This is a genomic window from Microbacterium sp. Kw_RZR3 (genome assembly GCF_029222405.1).
Classification (GTDB): Bacteria; Actinomycetota; Actinomycetes; order Actinomycetales; family Microbacteriaceae; genus Microbacterium.
In genome coordinates this window covers 1-17,008 of the sequence record NZ_JARHXC010000238.1, presented here as the reverse complement: position 1 = coordinate 17,008, position 17,008 = coordinate 1, and the positions used below count along the sequence as shown (strand labels likewise).

15 protein-coding genes are annotated in these 17,008 nt (G+C 70.2%); 4 read left to right on the top strand and 11 right to left on the bottom strand.

The genetic code is table 11. The annotated features are described in order from the left end of the window. The first annotated feature begins 172 nt into the window (after positions 1-172). Complete coding sequence (locus P2P98_RS13440; protein ID WP_275800516.1) at positions 173-1,066, top strand: shikimate dehydrogenase; 894 nt, start codon at positions 173-175, stop codon at positions 1,064-1,066. Positions 1,067-1,078: 12 nt separating this feature from the next. Further along, the gene (locus tag P2P98_RS13435) at positions 1,079-2,398 is read left to right on the top strand and encodes an MFS transporter (RefSeq protein WP_275800515.1); all 1,320 of its coding nucleotides are present in this window, start codon (positions 1,079-1,081) and stop codon (positions 2,396-2,398) included. Between the two features lie 240 nt (positions 2,399-2,638). Here the strand turns inward: P2P98_RS13435 and aroB are convergent, their stop codons facing one another. From aroB to P2P98_RS13380, 11 genes are all read right to left on the bottom strand, one after another. Then, entirely contained in the window at positions 2,639-3,715 is a 1,077-nt protein-coding gene (gene aroB, locus P2P98_RS13430) for a 3-dehydroquinate synthase (RefSeq protein WP_275800514.1), read from the bottom strand. After that, complete coding sequence (locus P2P98_RS13425; RefSeq protein ID WP_275800513.1) at positions 3,712-4,278, bottom strand: shikimate kinase; 567 nt, start codon at positions 4,276-4,278, stop codon at positions 3,712-3,714. Before P2P98_RS13425 ends, aroB begins: the two co-directional genes overlap by 4 nt. Next, positions 4,265-5,491, bottom strand: coding sequence for a chorismate synthase (gene aroC / locus P2P98_RS13420; protein ID WP_275800512.1), 1,227 nt, complete (start codon positions 5,489-5,491; stop codon positions 4,265-4,267). Before aroC ends, P2P98_RS13425 begins: the two co-directional genes overlap by 14 nt. A gap of 4 nt (positions 5,492-5,495) precedes the next feature. After that, positions 5,496-6,332: a shikimate dehydrogenase gene (locus tag P2P98_RS13415; RefSeq protein ID WP_275800510.1), complete on the bottom strand. Its 837-nt coding sequence runs from the start codon at positions 6,330-6,332 to the stop codon at positions 5,496-5,498. Beyond that, positions 6,326-7,999: an endolytic transglycosylase MltG gene (gene mltG, locus P2P98_RS13410; protein WP_275800509.1), complete on the bottom strand. Its 1,674-nt coding sequence runs from the start codon at positions 7,997-7,999 to the stop codon at positions 6,326-6,328. Before mltG ends, P2P98_RS13415 begins: the two co-directional genes overlap by 7 nt. Position 8,000: 1 nt before the next feature. After that, positions 8,001-8,474: a Holliday junction resolvase RuvX gene (gene ruvX, locus P2P98_RS13405; protein ID WP_275800506.1), complete on the bottom strand. Its 474-nt coding sequence runs from the start codon at positions 8,472-8,474 to the stop codon at positions 8,001-8,003. Next, positions 8,471-11,140 (bottom strand): alanine--tRNA ligase, encoded by a 2,670-nt coding sequence (gene alaS / locus P2P98_RS13400; RefSeq protein WP_275800503.1) that lies wholly within the window; start codon positions 11,138-11,140, stop codon positions 8,471-8,473. Before alaS ends, ruvX begins: the two co-directional genes overlap by 4 nt. Before the next feature lie 61 nt (positions 11,141-11,201). Continuing rightward, entirely contained in the window at positions 11,202-11,474 is a 273-nt protein-coding gene (locus P2P98_RS13395) for an ATPase (protein ID WP_275800501.1), read from the bottom strand. 340 nt (positions 11,475-11,814) lie between these two features. Then, on the bottom strand, positions 11,815-12,444 hold the full coding sequence (gene rpsD / locus P2P98_RS13390) for a 30S ribosomal protein S4 (protein WP_058595701.1): 630 nt from the start codon (positions 12,442-12,444) through the stop codon (positions 11,815-11,817). Between the two features lie 155 nt (positions 12,445-12,599). Then, entirely contained in the window at positions 12,600-13,328 is a 729-nt protein-coding gene (locus P2P98_RS13385) for a DUF1361 domain-containing protein (protein WP_058595730.1), read from the bottom strand. Between the two features lie 54 nt (positions 13,329-13,382). Beyond that, the gene (locus P2P98_RS13380; protein WP_275800497.1) at positions 13,383-14,780 is read right to left on the bottom strand and encodes a replication-associated recombination protein A; all 1,398 of its coding nucleotides are present in this window, start codon (positions 14,778-14,780) and stop codon (positions 13,383-13,385) included. Between the two features lie 107 nt (positions 14,781-14,887). On the opposite strand from P2P98_RS13380, the gene P2P98_RS13375 reads away from it, so the two are divergent. Next, positions 14,888-15,184 (top strand): dioxygenase, encoded by a 297-nt coding sequence (locus P2P98_RS13375; protein WP_275800495.1) that lies wholly within the window; start codon positions 14,888-14,890, stop codon positions 15,182-15,184. An 84-nt stretch (positions 15,185-15,268) separates the two neighbouring features. Beyond that, the gene (locus P2P98_RS13370; RefSeq protein WP_275800494.1) at positions 15,269-16,798 is read left to right on the top strand and encodes a DUF349 domain-containing protein; all 1,530 of its coding nucleotides are present in this window, start codon (positions 15,269-15,271) and stop codon (positions 16,796-16,798) included. The last annotated feature ends 210 nt before the right edge of the window (positions 16,799-17,008 follow it).

Sequence of the window (17,008 nt, the reverse complement as noted above, 5' to 3'; positions counted from 1 at the left end):
TCAGGGGCCTCTCGACACAGGTGGCTGAGCTTGTCGAAGCCACCGGGATGCTCGCGGGGCGCCCCGGATCTACGGCATCTGGGATCTCGTCGTTGACACCGCGGAGTGAGCGTGGTTTCCTCTGAACGTACCGGTTAGTACATAACCGGCCCCACGGACACGAAGGAGTACCGTGATCGACGCGCCCCCCTACCTCGTCGGCCTCATCGGCACGGGAGTCCTCCCCTCGCTCACCCCGCCGATGCACATGGCCGAAGCGCGCGCGCTCGGGCTGACCTACGTCTACCGCCCACTCGACCTCACCGCCCTGGGCATCGACCCCGAGCGCATCGGCGACGTGCTCGCGTGGGCCGAGCGCCTCGGCTACGACGCCGTCAATGTGACGCACCCGTGCAAGCAGAGCGTCCTCGCCCACCTCGACCGGATCGACCCCGTCGCCGCCGCCCTCGGCGCAGTCAACACGGTGCTCTTCACTCCCGCGGGTCGGGTCGGCTACAACACCGATACGACCGGCTTCGCCGCCGCTTTCACCGATGGACTCCCGGATGCCGCAACCCGGCACGTCGTCCAGCTCGGCGCGGGTGGCGCAGGGTCCGCCGTCGCCGATGCGCTGTTGCGCCTCGGGACCGCTCGACTGACGATCGTCGACCTCGACTCCGCACGCGCGGCCGCGCTCGCCGACGACCTCGGCTCGCGGCATCCGCTCTCCGCCGTCGACACCGCGACGCCGGGTCGCCTCGGCGAGGTGCTCGACGGTGCCGACGGCCTCGTGCACTGCACCCCGGTCGGAATGGCCGAGCACCCGGGGCTCCCCCTCGACGCCGACCTGCTGCGCCCCGATCTCTGGGTCGCCGACATCGTGTACCGCCCGCTCGACACCGAACTCCTCGTCGCCGCGCGCGAGCGCGGCTGCCGCACGCTCAGCGGCGGACGTATGGCGGTCCACCAGGCCGTCGATGCGTTCGCCCTCATCACGGGGACGCGACCCGACCCCGATCGCATGACCGCCCATTTCCTGGACCTGGTGGCCGCCGACTCGCCCGCCAGCCCCGCCATTCCTCGCTAAGGAGCACACCCCATGACCACCACCGCAACGACGCGGAAGACTCCCGTGAAGGCGGCCGCGGCCAGCTTCATGGGAAGCGCCGTGGAGTACTACGACTTCTTCCTGTTCGGCTCGGCCGCCGCGCTCATCTTCCCCACCGTCTTCTTCCCGTCGGGCGACCAGGCGGCACTGGTGATGTCGTTCGCGACCTTCGGGTTCGCCTACGTCGCCCGCCCGGTGGGCGCCGTCATCCTCGGCCACTTCGGCGACCGCATCGGACGCCAGAAGGTGCTGATGTTCACGCTGCTCCTCATGGGTCTGTCGACGTTCGTGATCGGCTGCCTGCCCGGCTTCGCGCAGATCGGCTGGTTCGCGCCGATCCTGCTCGTGCTGTGCCGTTTGGCCCAGGGGCTGTCGGCGGCGGGCGAGCAGGCGGGAGCGTCGTCGCTCACCCTCGAGCACGCCCCCGACGGACGCCGTTCCTTCTTCACCTCGTGGACCCTCACGGGAACGCAGGGGGGTCAGATCCTCGCCGCGCTCGTGTTCATCCCCGTGGTCGCCCTCCCCGACGACATCAAGTTCTCGTGGGGATGGCGCGTGCCGTTCTGGCTCAGCGCCGTCGTCGTGGTCGTGGCGTTCTTCATCCGACGGAGCCTGCACGAGACGCCCGAGTTCGAGCAGGCCAAGGAGACCGGCCAGATCGCCCGGATGCCGCTGGTCCCCCTGCTGAAGAATCACTGGCGCGACGTGCTCCGCGTGATCTTCTGCGCGTTCATCGCCGCGGTCTCCACGGTGTTCGGCACCCTTGCGATCGCCTACGGCAAGCAGGTCGGACTCGACGCCAGCGTCACGCTGTGGCTCGTGGTGGTCGCCAATGTCGTGGCGCTGTTCACTCAGCCGCTGTTCGGCAAGCTCGCCGATCGCATCGGCCGCAAGCCCGTCTTCATCTACGGTGCTCTGTCGTCTGCCGTGTTCATGCCGTTCTACATGCTGTCGATGGGTGCGGGGAATGACCTGCTCACCTTCGGCCTCGCGGTTCTGACCTTCTCGTGCGGCTACGCGGCGGCCAACGCCGTCTGGCCTTCCTTCTACGGCGAGATGTTCAGCACTCGCGTTCGTTTCTCGGGGATGGCGATCGGCACGCAGCTCGGCTTCCTCATGGCCGGGTTCGCGCCCAGCATCGTCGCGGCGCTCGGCGGCGGAGGAGCGGGCGGCTGGGTCGTCATCAGCCTCTTCACCGCGGTCATCGCGATCATCGCGTCGATCAGCGCCCTCACGGCACGCGAGACGAAGAACGTGCCGACAGCACAGCTCGGCCTCCGCGCCGAGGAGCGCGTCCCCGCGGGGGTCTGATCCTCAGCGTGGAACGGCCCCGTCTCCTTCCGGAGGCGGGGCCGTTCCCGTCGCAGAACCGGAGACGCGTCGCGGATCCGGAGCATCCCGTGCGAATCGTCCGGATCCGAGGCGCATCTCCGGATCTGCGACGCATCCCCGTGCCCGGCACGGGCCGCGCGCAAGTGAGGGAAGAGCGGCGGATGCCATGGCATCCGGAATCCACGAACCCGATGTCGAGCGCGCCGGCGGATGCCGAACCTACGCGCCGACCTCCTGGTACGCGGCGAACAGCAGCGACTCATCCGGCGCCTGCAGCACCGTCGGGCGCGCGAGGTCGTCGAGCACGATGAAGCGCAACATGCTGCCGCGGCTCTTCTTGTCGCGCTGCATGGTCGCCTTCAACGTCTGGAACGCCCCGGCGCGATACGTGGTCGGCAGGCCCAGTGACTCCAACACGGTGCGGTGACGCTGCGCGACGTCGTCGGAGAGGCGTCCGGCCAGTCGCGACAACTCCGCGGCGAACACCATGCCGACCGAGATCGCCGCGCCGTGACGCCAGCGGTAGCGCTCGGCGTGCTCGATCGCGTGCCCGAGGGTGTGCCCGTAGTTGAGCACCTCGCGCAGCCCCGCCTCGCGCAGGTCCTCGCCGACGACCCGCGCCTTCATGTCGATCGCCAGTTCGATGCAGCGGCGGAACGCGTCGCCGCGCGGATCGACGATCCCCGATGGGTCGGCCTCGATGAGATCGAGGATCTCCGGATGCCAGATGAAACCCGCCTTGACGACTTCGGCGAACCCGGCCGTCGCCTCGTTCTTCGACAGCGTGTCGAGCAGGTCGAGGTCGCACACGACGGCGACCGGCGGCCAGAACGCTCCGACGAGGTTCTTCCCCTCCGCGGTGTTGATTCCGGTCTTGCCCCCGACGGCGGCGTCGACCATGCCGAGCACGGTCGTCGGGACCTGCACGAGGGCGACGCCGCGCAGCCAGGTCGCCGCGACGAAGCCGGCGAGGTCGGTGACCGCTCCCCCACCGAAGCCGATGACGGCGTCGGTCCGCGTGAAGTCGGCCTGTCCCATGACCTGCCAGCAGAACGCCGCGACTTCCACGCGCTTGCCGGCCTCGGCATCCGGGATCTCGGCGAGGAGCACCTGGCGGTCTCCCATCAGCTGCGCGCGCAGCTCTTCCGCCTGCTTCGCGAGCGTCGGCGGGTGCACCACGAGCACCTTCTGCGCGGCCGCCGGCAGCACCTCTCCGAGCGAGGCCAGGAGGCCACGGCCGATCGTGATGTCGTAGCCGGAGTCGCCGGCGACGCTGATGGTGGTGGTGTCGGTCATGCCGTCTCCCCGGCCGGCACTCGGCGTGCCCAAGCCACGATGTCGTCGACGACCCGCACGAGCGGGCCGGATGAGGTGTCGAATGCGATGTCGGCCGTCTCTTCGTAGACCGGCCGCCGTTCCTCGAAGATCCGCAGCCAGCGCGCGACGGGGTCTTCACCGCCGAGGAGCGGCCGATCGTCTCCGTGGATCCGGGATGCCACGACGTGCGGCGCCACGGTCAGCAGCACCACCCGGTGCTCTCGCAACCGCTCGCGCGTCACGGCGTCGAGGACCGCACCCCCGCCCAGCGCGACCACGCCGCCGCGGGTCAGCGCCTCGGCGACGGCCTCGCGCTCGAGGGCGCGGAAGTGCGGCTCGCCGTGGGCACGGAACAACGCCGGGATCGGGCCGTGGTCGCGGACGACGAGCTTGTCGGTGTCGGTGAACGGCGTGCCAAGGGCGCGCGCGACACGGCGCCCGACGCTGGTCTTCCCCGCCCCCATCGGCCCGATCAGGACGACAGCCGAGGTCCCGGCATCCGGGATCGTCGTCGCCTGGTCCACCGGCTCAGGCGGGGTCATGCGCGAGCAGCGCGGCGTCGGACGCGTCGCTCGTGCGCAGCGTCTCGGGGAGGTTCGCGAGGTACGACTCGAGGTTGCGACGCGTCTCGGCGATGTTGTCGCCCCCGAACTTCTCGAGCACGGCGTCGGCGAGCGTCACAGCCACCATCGCTTCGGCGACGACACCGGACGCGGGAACCGCACAGACGTCGGAGCGCTGGTGGTGCGCCGCCGCGGTGTCGCCGGTCGCGACGTCGACGGTGCGCAGCGCCTTCGGGATCGTGGCGATCGGCTTCATGCCGGCGCGCACGCGCAGCACCGTACCGGTCGACATTCCGCCCTCGGTGCCGCCGGCGCGGTCGGACGAACGCGTGATGCCGTCCTCCGTGGCGAAGAGTTCGTCGTGCGCCTGCGAGCCACGGCGCGTGGTGGTGAGGAAGCCGTCGCCGACCTCGACGCCCTTGATCGCCTGGATGCTCATGAGCGCCTGGGCGAGCTTGGCATCCAGTCGACGGTCCCACTGCACGTGCGAGCCGAGCCCCGGGGGCAGACCGTAGGCGAGCACCTCGACGACACCGCCGAGGGTGTCACCCGCCTTCTTGGCGTCATCGATCTCCGCGACCATCGCCTCGCTCGTCGCGGGGTGGAAGCACCGCAGCGGGTCGGCGTCGAGGCGGTCGACGTCGTCGGGCGCGGGGATCGCGGCGTCATCGGGAACACGAACGGGTCCGATCGAGAGCGTGTGGCTGACGAGCCGGATGCCGAGCTCGCCGAGGAACGAGCGGGCGATGGCCCCGAGGGCCACACGCGCGGCGGTCTCGCGAGCAGACGCACGCTCGAGGATCGGCCGGGCCTCGTCGAAGCCGTACTTCTGCATGCCGACGAGGTCGGCGTGACCCGGACGCGGACGCGTCAGCGCCGCACCGCGACCGCGCGACTTGTCCGACAGCTCGACGGGCTCGGGGCTCATGACCTCGGTCCACTTCGGCCACTCGGTGTTGCCGATGCGCAGCGCGATGGGGCTGCCGATCGTGTAGCCCTGCACGATGCCCGTGGACAGCGTCAGCTCGTCTTCCTCGAACTTCATGCGCGAGCCGCGGCCGTAGCCGAGCCGGCGACGCGCGAGTTCTGCGCGGATCTGCGCGGACGAGATGGGAACGCCCGCCGGCATCCCCTCCATGAGGGCGATCAGTTCGGGGCCGTGGGACTCGCCGGCCGTGAGAACGCGAAGCATTCGTCTAGTCTCCCACGAGCGCGATGCGCATCGCGGCCAGCACGGCGTCCTCGCGCTCGAGGGGAACGGCCGGATCGCCGCCGACGAAGATGCGCACCTGCAGCAGCGCCTGGTGCAGCAGCATCGGAAGCCCGTTGATCGCCTCGTTCCCCGCGGCGCGCCACTGCTCGGCGAGGGCGGTCGGCCAGTTGCCGTAGACGACGTCGACGAGCAGCCCGCCGTTCTCGGCGAAGGGACGGATGCCGGGACCCACGTCGACCTTCCCCGGGAGAGCCGCGACGGTCACATCGACGGGCGCTGGCATCCGGGGATCGTCGAACGACGCGCGTGAGATCTCGACACCGACGGACTCCCCCAGGTCCCTCAGGGGGATGACGGCTTCGGGGCGACGGGCCACGACCTCGACGCGCCGCGTGCCGAGCTCAGCGAGAGACATCACCGCGGAAGTCGCCGTGGCGCCTGCTCCGAGAATGCGCGCCACGCCCGGTTCAGCCACGCCCGCCTCGCGCAGGGCGCGCGCCAGGCCTCCGACGTCGGTGTTGAACCCGCGCGGTCCGTCGGACGTGAGGAGGAACGTGTTCACGGCGCCCGTACGCCGCGCGGCGTCGTCGAGCTCGACAGCGGCGCGGAAGGCGACGTTCTTCAACGGCATCGTGAGCGAGAGCCCGCGCCAGGTGCCGTCCAACTCGCCCAGGCGGACGGCAAAATCCGCCTCGGTCACTCGCTGCCGCCCGTACGTCCACGACAGCCCCAGCTCGCGGTACGCCGCCGCGTGCAGCGACGGCGACCGTGAGTGATCGATCGGGTCCCCCCAGACGGCGAGCCGGTCGGCGCTCAGCATCCGCCGTCGGGGTTGTCGCGGCACCACTGCTGGAACTGGTCGACGGCCTTGAGCTGATCGGCGTACGTCGTCGAGAAGACCGTCTCTCCCGTCGCGAGGTTGACGGTCGTGAAGTAGTACCACGGTCCGTCGACGGGGTGCATGGCCGCGTCGATCGCGAGGTCACCCGCGTTGGCGATCGGCCCCACCGGCAGACCCGGGTGGATGTAGGTGTTCCATGGGTTGTCGCTGGTGAGCGCGTTCTCGGACGACGACGAGCTTCCCGCGCCGATCTCTCCGACGCCGTACTGGGCGGTCGAGTCCATCTGCAGAAGGCCGTGCGTCTCGTCGTTGTCGGGCTGGAGGCGATTCTCGATCACGCGCGAGACCTTGTAGAAGTCGTCGGGGTTGCGCGCTTCGCGCTCGATGATCGACGCGATGATGAGAATCCGCTCGCGGTCGCTCTCGGGCACTCCCGCCTGATCGAGCGACTGCACCGTGCGCTGGACCATGCGCGCGATCACGTCCTTCGCGGCGACGCCCTCGTCGAAGTCGTAGGTGGCGGGGAAGATCCATCCTTCGAGCGACGAGGCGGAGACGCCGTACTGCGACGGATCGGCGACGGCCGCGTCGAGGTCGGCGCGCGCGATGCCCGTCTGCTCCGAGATCACGTCGAGCGACTGGGTGAGCGTGAGGCCCTCGCGCAGCTGCACGGAGTTGTCGAGGCGGTTCGCCGGGTCGCGGAGTGCGGCGATGACGGCCTCGGACGTCATCTGCTTCTGCAGCTTGTAGACACCCGGCTGGAAGGTGAAGCCGACCGAATTGTCGACCATGTACTTGTAGAGCGAGTTGGAGGCCTTGGTCACGCCGGCGTCGAACATCTTCGGGGAGACGGACTCGCCGGTGTCCCCCGCCACGATCGTCACGCGGGCCTCGCCGTTGGCGATGCCCGCCCCGTAGTCGAGGGGCTCGCCGGTGCCGAGGAACGCCTGAACCCGGTCGCCGTAGGTGTTCCACAGGGCGAAGCCGCCGCCCACGAGGCCGCCGATGACCACGAGGACGATCCCGAGGGCGATCCACCCGCCGGTGCGGCGACGCTTCTTGGGCTTCCGGGGAGCGGGGGCGCCGATCTGGTCGGTGTGGGCGCGGCCGGTGAAGAGGTCCTCGAGCGAGCCACTCGGTACGGTGCCGTCGTTCGCCGTCCGTCCGGCCGACACTCCGGCAGCCGCTGCGCCGACGAGAGCGGGCTCGCGCTCAGCGGGCGTGGTCGGGATCTGCTGCGTGGGCTGCTCCGCGGCGGCCGCTCGACGAGCCGTCTCGGCGGGGGTTCGAGCGGGGCCGGGCTGTGCCGCGGCGGGGCGCGTGGCGGCGCCGGCCGACGGAGTCGGCGCCGCGTTGTTCGTCGGCGCCGTCGTTCGCGGCCGGGAGGCGGCGGGCGTCGAGGCGACGGATTCCGTGCTCTGCGCCGGAGCGGGCACACCGGTCTGTGCCGCGGTGGGTCCTGTCTGCGCGCGAGCAGCTCGCGCGGCGCGGCGCGACACGGGCGTCTCCGGCTCGGGCGCGGCGGGCGACTCGTCCGTCGACGGCGACCGTCGCCGCGCGCCGTCCGAAGCGGCCGCGCGCGGGTCGGGCAGCCGTCCGTACAGGTCGGCGAGGGGGTCGTTGGCGTTGGGGTCGTTTTCGGGCATGTCAGGCGGGCTCCTGTCCCGGTGTGACGGCGGGTCCGGCCGGGTCACCGGACTGTCGCTCCACGTCGAGCGCCTGCTGCAGCAGCACCACAGCGGCGACTTGGTCCACAATGCTACGAGAATCCCGCTGGGAACGTCCTGCCTCTCTCAGCACACCGTGCGCCGACACGGTGCTCAGACGCTCATCGACCAGCCGGACGGGCATCGGCAATGCGGTGGCGAGAGCCTGCGCAAACCTGCGGGCGTCGGTCGTCGAGGGCGTGTCCTCGCCGCGGAGATTCAGCGGCAGGCCGACGAGCACCTCGAACGCCTCGTACTCCGCGGCGAGGGCGGCGATGCGGCGGACGGGCTCGCCCTTGCGCGGAACCGTCTCGACAGGGACGGCGAGTACTCCGTCCGGGTCGGAGCGGGCGACACCGACACGGGCGCGCCCGACATCGATCCCGAGACGGATGCCGCGCCGAAACGCCGTCACGCGGTGGTCGCCCGCACGTCCGCGACGATGCCCTCGAGCGCCTGCGGCAGAGCCGTGGCATCCGTTCCGCCGCCCTGCGCGACGTCGGGGCGACCGCCCCCGCCGCCGCCGAGAACCCCCGCGGCGGCCTTCGCGAGGGCACCGGCGGCCAGGCCCCGTTCGCGGGCGGCTTCGTTCGTCACGACGACGACCGTGGCGCGCCCGGCCGCGACCGAGGCGAGGGCGACGACGGCCGGGTCGCTCCCGAGACGGTCTCGCACCTGCAGGGCGAGCGAGCGCACATCGTCGGCCGACGCGCCCTCCCCCAGACTCTGTGCGACGACGCGCACGGTGCCGACGGCGACGGCCGCCTCGACCAGCTGGGGCAGACGACCGGTCAGGGCCTGTGCCTCGAACGCGGCGATCTTCTTCTCGGCCGCTTTGAGGCTCGCCGCCAGCTCCGCGATGCGGGTCGTGAGCTGCTCGCGTGGTGTCTTGAGCGACGTCGACAGCTGCGACACGATCGCGCGCTCCGCCGCCAGGTCGCGGAAGGCATCGAGGCCCACGAGCGCCTCCACGCGACGGTTCGAGGCGCCGACCGACTGCTCGCCGACGAGGTTGACCAGGCCGATCTCGGAGCTGCGGGCGACGTGCGTGCCGCCGCAGAGCTCGCGCGACCAGGGACCGCCGATGTCGACCATGCGCACCGTGTCGCCGTACTTCTCGCCGAACAGCGCCATGGCGCCCGCGGCCTTCGCCTCGTCGAGCGACATCACGCGCGTCGTGACCTCGAGGTTGTCGCGGACGGCGTTGTTGGCGATGTCCTCGATCTCGGTGCGGGTCGCGGGCGAGAGCGCCGAGCCCCAGCTGAAGTCGAAGCGCATGTATCCGGCGCGGTTGAGCGAGCCGGTCTGCGTCGCCGTCTTGCCGAGGGTGTCGCGGATCGCCGCGTGCACGAGGTGCGTCGCGGAGTGCGCCTGCTGCGCCGAGTGCCGGTTGAGGGCGTCGACCACGGTGGTGGCGGGCGAACCGACCGACACCTCACCGGTGGTGACCTCGACGGTGTGGCTGATGAGCCCCGGCACGGGGCGCTGCACGTCGAGCACCTCGAGCTCGTACCCCGGCCCCACGATCGTGCCCTTGTCGGCGACCTGGCCGCCCGACTCGGCGTACAGAGCGGTCTCGGCCGTGATGACCTCGGCGATCTGTCCGGCGGAGGCGCGATCCGTTCCCTGACCGTCGACCAGGATGCCGAGCACGGTCGACTCCGTCTGCAGCTCGGTGTATCCGGTGAACACCGTCTCGCCCAGCGCGCGGAACTCGCGGTACGCGCTCTGATCGGCGATCGCGCCCTTGCGAGCACGGGCGTCGGCCTTCGCGCGGGTGCGCTGCTCCTGCATGAGCTGGTCGAAGGCTCCGCGGTCGACGCTCAGGCCCGCCTCTTCGGCGATCTCGAGCGTGAGGTCGATGGGGAAGCCGTACGTGTCGTGCAGCAGGAACGCCTCGGAACCCGACAGCGTCGTGCCCCCGCCGTTCTTCGCTTCGGCCACCGACTGGTCGAGGATGGCGGATCCGGCCGCCAGCGTGCGGAGGAACGTCTGCTCCTCGGCGATCGCGTAGGCCGACAGGCGCGCGTAGTCGGCCTCGACCTCCGGGTACGACTCCTTCATCGCGTCGCGCGACGCGGCGAACAGCTCCGGGAAGGTCGGGCCCTCGACGCCGAGCAGGCGCATCGAACGGATGGCGCGACGCATGATGCGCCGCAGGATGTACCCGCGTCCCTCGTTCGAGGGCGTCACGCCGTCGGCCAGCAGCATGAGCGAGGAACGGACGTGGTCGGCGACGATGCGGAGGCGCACGTCGTCCTCGTGCGACTCGGCACCGTACGACTTGCCCGCGAGCTTTGCGGCGAGATCGAGGACCGGGCGTACCTGGTCGGTCTCGTACATGTTGTCGACGCCCTGCTTGATGAACGCGATGCGCTCCAGGCCCATGCCGGTGTCGATGTTCTTCGCCGGCAGCTCGCCGACGATGTCGAAGTCGTACTTCGACCGCACGTTCGTGATCTCGTACTGCATGAACACGAGGTTCCAGATCTCGACGTAGCGGTCGTCGTCGGTCGCCGGTCCCCCGTCGATGCCGTACGCCGGGCCACGGTCGAAGAAGATCTCGGAGCACGGGCCCGCCGGACCCGGGAGACCGGTCGACCAGTAGTTCGTGTCTTTGCCGAGGCGCTGGATGCGATCCTCGGGCAGCCTGCTGAGCTTCAGCCAGAGGTCGTGAGCCTCGTCGTCCTCTTCGTAGACGGTGACCCAGAGATCCTTCGGGTCGAAGGCGAGGCCGCCCTCGGACTCGGGGGCGGTCAGCAGCTCCCACGCGTAGCGGATCGCGTCTTCCTTGAAGTAGTCGCCGAACGACCAGTTGCCGAGCATCTGGAAGAAGGTGCCGTGGCGGGGCGTCTTGCCGACCTCTTCGATGTCGTTGGTGCGAATGCACTTCTGCACGTCGGCCGCGCGCGGGTACGGCGGCGGAACGACACCGCTCAGGTACGGGATGAAGGGCACCATGCCCGCCACGGTGAACAGCAGGGCCGGGTCGTCGGTGACGAGCGAGGCCGAGGGGACGATCGTGTGGTTCTTCTTCTCGAAGAAGTCGAGGAAGCGCTGGGCGATCTCGGCGGTTTTCATGGCGAATCTTTCGATGGGCGTGCGGACCCTCCCCCGGCGCCGGGGGCGGGATGCCGGAAGGTCAGTCGGACGAGGAAGCCGAGCGCGCCGCGTCGGCGGCGGTACCGAGGGACGTGCTCGCGGAGGCGGCGACGCCCTTGACGTCGTCGACGATCTCCGACAGGCGGATCTCCTGCTCGTGGTAGGCGTCGCTCATGCGATCGGTGAACTCGCTGATGCGGGAATCGAGCTGCGCGAACAGCTCCTGACCGCGGGGGTCCTTGTTCACCAGGTGAGCGGCGACGAAACCGCCGACGATGCCGAAGGCGAACCAGACGAGGCTTTTCACGATCACCACTTCTTCCTCGATACAGCGCCGCGGTCGCGGCATCCTTCATCGTAGGCGACGGTCGTCGTGCGCCGCTTCAGAGAGATCTTCTGCGGATGTTCCTCTCGCGTTCGTTTGCCGCAGATGGTCGGCGGCTCGACCTCGCACCGACAATCTCGGGCAAACGAACAGACGCTTTCGCCGTTCGTTTGCCGCAGACGGTCGCCGGCGCCAGCCAAGACCGGCCATCTCGGGCAAACGAATGCTGCGCACGCACGACGAGGAAACCACCAAAGGCGGCGGGAGCGCGAGCTGTAACGACGAAGGGCGCCGGGAGAACCCGACGCCCTTCGTGTGCTCGCTGGGATCAGCGGGCGGCGTAGTACTCGACGACGAGCTGCACGTCACACGTGACGGGCACCTCGGCGCGCTTGGGGCGACGCAGGAGCTTCGCCTGGAGCGTCGACAGGTCGACCTCGAGGTAACCGGGAACGGGGGGCAGCACCTCGGCGTGCCCACCGGCGGCGGCGACCTGGAAGGGCTCGAGGCCCTCGCTCTTCGGCTTGACGTGGATCTGCTGACCCGGCTTCACGCGGAACGACGGGCGGTCCACGAGCTGGCCGTCGACCAGGATGTGGCGGTGCACGACGAGCTGGCGAGCCTGCGCGGTGGTGCGGGCGAAGCCCGAACGCACGACGAGGGCGTCCAGACGCATCTCGAGCAGCTCGACCAGGTTCTCACCGGTCAGGCCGTCGGTGCGGCGTGCCTCGTTGAACGCGATGCGCAGCTGCTTCTCGCGGATGCCGTACTGCTCGCGCAGACGCTGCTTCTCGCGCAGACGGACGGCGTAGTCGCTGTCAGCCTTGCGCTTGGTGCGACCGTGCTCACCCGGAGCGTAGGGACGCTTCTCGAGGTAGCGGGCGGCCTTGGGGGTGAGTGCGACGCCGAGGGCGCGCGACAGACGCACCTTGCGGCGGTCCTGAGACTTCGTGGTCACGAAGTTCTCCTTCCGATGACGTGGCCGCGCCTTTCGCGGCTCACGGACGTATCGCCTCTCTTCGCCCTATCCGGACTGCACGCCGGGGCACGCCGGAAGGTCGGTGAAGAAGAGAGGGGATGCCCGAAAACTCTGTTTCGAACCGATTAATGCTATCAGAGGCCGGCTGCGACCAACGAGCCCCATGCGAAGAGGAACAGCGGGACGTAGAGCAGCGCGACGAGTGTCGCGTGCGTGATGACGAAGCCGAGGGCCTCCAGCCCTTTGCCGCGCTCCCGCAGGTGCGACGAGAGCTTTCGGGCCATCGACACCGGATGCCGCACGTCCCAGCTGTTGAACCGCAGGTACCGACCGAGGTACACACCCACCGCTCCGAGCAGGATGACGACGCCGGAGAAGACCCAGCTCTCGACGGTGACCTGGTTGCCGTTCTGCTGGCCGATGATGACGAACATCTGAAGGGGGGCCAGGCTGAGGATCGCGTTCGCGATACCCGACAACGTCAGCGCCAGCGTCTGGACGATGTCGTACCAGAGCGGAACCGGGGTGTTCTCGACCCGATGGCTGAAGTTCAGCTCCGTGATGAGGTACACCGAGTTGGGGAACATGAGCAGCCAGGCGCACGTCGGCAGAGCGAGCGCCATCACCGCGAGCACCCCCTCGAGCACGGAGGCGGATTCGAGCGGATGGCTGCGGTAGTGGACGAACAGCAGGAACCCGAAGCCCGCGACCAGCGACAGCGGAACCGGCACGAAAGACAGGCCGAGGTTCACCAGCATCGGACGGTACAGGTGCACTCGATAGACGGCGGCCCGAAGCAGGACGAGCACGACGGCATACACGTCGAGCGCAAAGACGGCGGCAGCGGCAAGGAGGACGATCACGGGCACACACTGTGGCACGGGCAGGAGCCCGAACCCGCCGGAACGCCCCGGAATTCACCCGCCGTCGAGAATGCGGCGGATCTTCTCGAGCCGCGCCGACACGTCGCGCTCGGCCCCGTGGTTGGTGGGCTCGTAGTAGCGCCGACCACGTAGTTCGTCGGGCAGGTATTGCTGCGTCACGATGCCGATCTCGCTGTCGTGCGCGTACTTGTAGCCCTTGCCGTGACCGAGTCGCTTCGCCCCGGGGTAGTGAGCGTCGCGCAGGTGCATCGGGACGCGCCCGAAGCCGCCCGCGCGGACGTCGGCGATCGCGGCGTTGATCGCGTTGTACGCGGCGTTCGACTTCGCGGTGGTCGCGAGGTACACCGTCGCCTCCGCGAGCGGGATCCGGCCCTCGGGCATGCCGATGAACGCGACGGCGTCGGCGGCCGCGACGGCGATCTGCAGCGCCTGCGGGTCGGCCATGCCGATGTCTTCGGCAGCCGAGATCACGAGACGTCGAGCGATGAAGCGGGGGTCCTCCCCCGCCTCGATCATCCGTGCGAGGTAGTGGATCGCCGCGTCCGGGTCCGATCCGCGTACCGACTTGATGAACGCGCTGATGACGTCGTAGTGCTCGTCGCCTTGACGGTCGTAGCGCAACAGGGCCCGGTCGACGGCCTGCGCGATGTGATCTGCGGTGATGACGGGCGGGTCGGCGACCTCGGACGCCGCGGCGGCTGCATCGGCATCCGGATCGTCGTCGTCCTCTGCTGTCTCGGCGAGCCCCGCATCGTCGCCCGCCACGGAAGCCGCCGCCTCGAGAGCCGTGAGGGCGCGCCGCGCGTCTCCTGAGGCGAGCCGCACGAGTGCCGCGCGCGCCTCGTCGTCGAGCACGACTCGGCCGGCGAGCCCGCGCGGATCGGTCACCGCGCGATCGACGAGCGCCCCGAGGTCATCGTCACCGAGGGGTCGGAGGGTCAGGAGCAGCGACCGCGACAGCAGGGGCGAGATCACCGAGAACGAGGGATTCTCGGTGGTCGCGGCGATCAGGACGACCCAACCGTTCTCGACCCCGGGCAAGAGCGCGTCCTGCTGGGCCTTCGTGAAGCGGTGGATCTCGTCGAGGAAGAGGATCGTCGACTGCCCGTACAGGTCGCGCTGGGTGAGGGCCTCTTGCATCACCTCGCGGACGTCTTTCACGCCGGCGGTGATCGCCGACAGCTCGACGAAGCGTCGTCCCGAGGACCGCGCGATGGCTTGGGCGAGCGTCGTCTTCCCCGTTCCGGGAGGGCCCCACAGGATCACCGAGACGGCGGACCCGGATGCCGAGGAGTCGGTGCTGGCGAGGGTGACGAGGGGCGAGCCCGGACGGAGGAGGTGGCCCTGGCCCGCGACCTCATCGAGACTCGTCGGCCGCATGCGGACAGCGAGCGGGGTCTGGCCCTGGAAGAGGGCGGAGGAAGCGGGCACCGATCCAGGCTAGCCGGGGCCACCGACACCGGCGTCGCTCTTTTGTCGGCCTCCGCCGGCCCTGCGTAGGATCGGGGGCGGTCGCGCGGCGGCCGGAGGAGGTCGATGTGGCGACGGGCGGGAAAGACCGGCAGAGCCGCGAGCAGCGCGAGCGGGCTCGCGTGTACCAGGCGCGGCAGGAACTGCATCGGCGACAGGGCCATCGTCGCCGACGGGACAACGTCGTCGGGATCGTCCTCGGACTCCTCGTGATCGCGGGCGCCGTCGGCGTCCAAACCGTGTACTTCGTCGCGGGCCCGGGAGCACCGACCCCGGCGCCCAGCGCGACCGACACCCCGTCCGTGCCGACCCCGTCCGATGCCCCTCTCCCCGACCTCGAGCCGACGGGGTCGCCGACACCCTGACCCCTTCATGTCCCGGTCGGGCGTACTAGGCTCGGGATCGTCCTTCTCCCCCAGGCGGCTTCGCCGCGATGAGGTGCTATTTCCGTGACTTCCGCTTCCTCCCCCGACACCGCCGGCTCGCACGACTCGAGCGACGCAGCCGACGAACTGGTACCCGCAGACGAGACACCCGTCTCGCCCGACGAGTCCGCGGCGGCCACTGATCCCGCCGAAGAGACCGCTGCTTCCGCCCCCGAGATCGCGGTGCCCGCGGACGGCCCCGACGACGTCGCCGAAACGACCGAAGCGGATGCCGCTGAGGCTCCTGTCGCTGCTCCGGTGCCCCCGTCACCGGCTCCCGCGCCGTCACCGCGCCCCGGCCCGCGTCCGGGAGCTCGTATTGCGGCGCCGAGCGAGCCGTGGGGCCGCGTTGACGACGAGGGCACGGTCTCAGTGCGCGAGGCCGACGGTTGGCGCGTCGTGGGCCAGTACCCCGATGGCACCCCGGCCGAGGCGCTCGCCTACTTCGAGCGCAAGTTCGCCGACCTCGCGAGCGAGGTGACCCTGCTCGAGGTCCGTCACCGCCGCGGCGGCGCCTCGGCGTCCGACCTGCGCACCACCGCGTTGAGCGTCCGTGCGAAGCTCGACGGCGCTGCCGCCGTCGGCGACCTCGCGGCTCTCATCTCGCGCATCGACGCCCTGACCGCCGAGCTCGCGGAGGCGAGCGAGAGCGAGGCCGCTGCGGCCAAGGAGGCCGTCGCGGAGGCGGTGCGCGAGCGCACCGTCATCGTCGAGGAGGCCGAGGCTCTCGCCGCCCGCGACCCGCAGACCGTGCAGTGGAAGCAGAGCACCGCCGAGATGTCGGCGCTCTTCGACCGGTGGCAGGCGCACCAGCAGAACGGTCCCCGCCTGCCGAAGTCCACCGCACAGCAGCTCTGGCGCCGGTTCCGTGACGCTCGCGCGACATTCGACCGTCACCGTCGCGAGTTCTTCTCGGCACTCGATGAGACCCACAAGGCCGCCCGCGACGCCAAGACGCGTCTCGTGGAGCGCGCCGAGGCCCTCGCCCCGCGCGGCGAGGACGGCATCGGGGCGTACCGCGACCTTCTCGACCAGTGGAAGGCGTCCGGGCGCGCTGGTCGCAAGGTCGACGACGCGCTCTGGGCACGCTTCAAGGCCGCGGGCGACGCGCTCTACAGCGCCCGCGGGGAACGCGAGGCCGCCGACATCGAAGCCTCTCGCGAGAAGATCGAGCAGAAGCGCGCACTTCTCGAGCAGGCGGCGCCCATCGTCGACGAGAAGAACCTCGCGACGGCCCGTCAGCGCCTCACCGCCATCCAGCGACAGTGGGACGAGATCGGCCGCGTGTTCCCCCGCGACGTCGAGCGCGGTCTCGACGACGAGCTGCGCAAGGTCGAGCAGAGCGTGCGTACGCGCGAGGACGCGGACTGGAAGCGCAACGATCCCGAGCAGAAGGCGCGTGCGAACGACATGACGCGTCAGATCACGGATGCCATCGCGAAGCTCGAGTCCGAGCTGGCCGAGGCGGAGGCACGGGGCGACAAGCGCGCGGCCGCACAGGCGTCCGAGGCGCTCGAAGCACGTCGTGGTTGGCTGCGCGCCCTCGGCGGCTGATCACTTATCCACAGATTCCCGCTTCGGTGGGAGCGGGCGACACCCTCGCGTCAGACTGACGTGATGGTGTCGCCTTTTCTGTTCTTCCCGGGCGAGCGCCTCTCGCTCGCCGAACTCACGGCGGCCTGCCTCGACGGCGTCCTGGTCGCCATCGGCGAGGGGTACATGCCGGCGGACGCAGCCGAGACGACGTGGATGCGTGCGCGCAGC

What these genes read in the sequence shown, in the direction of transcription:
- P2P98_RS13435 (WP_275800515.1), top strand. Translation starts at nt 1,079, where the DNA reads ATGACCACCACCGCAACGACGCGGAAGACTCCCGTGAAGGCGGCCGCG.
- aroB (WP_275800514.1), bottom strand. Translation starts at nt 3,715, where the DNA reads ATGACCGACACCACCACCATCAGCGTCGCCGGCGACTCCGGCTACGAC.
- P2P98_RS13425 (WP_275800513.1), bottom strand. Translation starts at nt 4,278, where the DNA reads ATGACCCCGCCTGAGCCGGTGGACCAGGCGACGACGATCCCGGATGCC.
- aroC (WP_275800512.1), bottom strand. Translation starts at nt 5,491, where the DNA reads ATGCTTCGCGTTCTCACGGCCGGCGAGTCCCACGGCCCCGAACTGATC.
- P2P98_RS13415 (WP_275800510.1), bottom strand. Translation starts at nt 6,332, where the DNA reads ATGCTGAGCGCCGACCGGCTCGCCGTCTGGGGGGACCCGATCGATCAC.
- mltG (WP_275800509.1), bottom strand. Translation starts at nt 7,999, where the DNA reads ATGCCCGAAAACGACCCCAACGCCAACGACCCCCTCGCCGACCTGTAC.
- alaS (WP_275800503.1), bottom strand. Translation starts at nt 11,140, where the DNA reads ATGAAAACCGCCGAGATCGCCCAGCGCTTCCTCGACTTCTTCGAGAAG.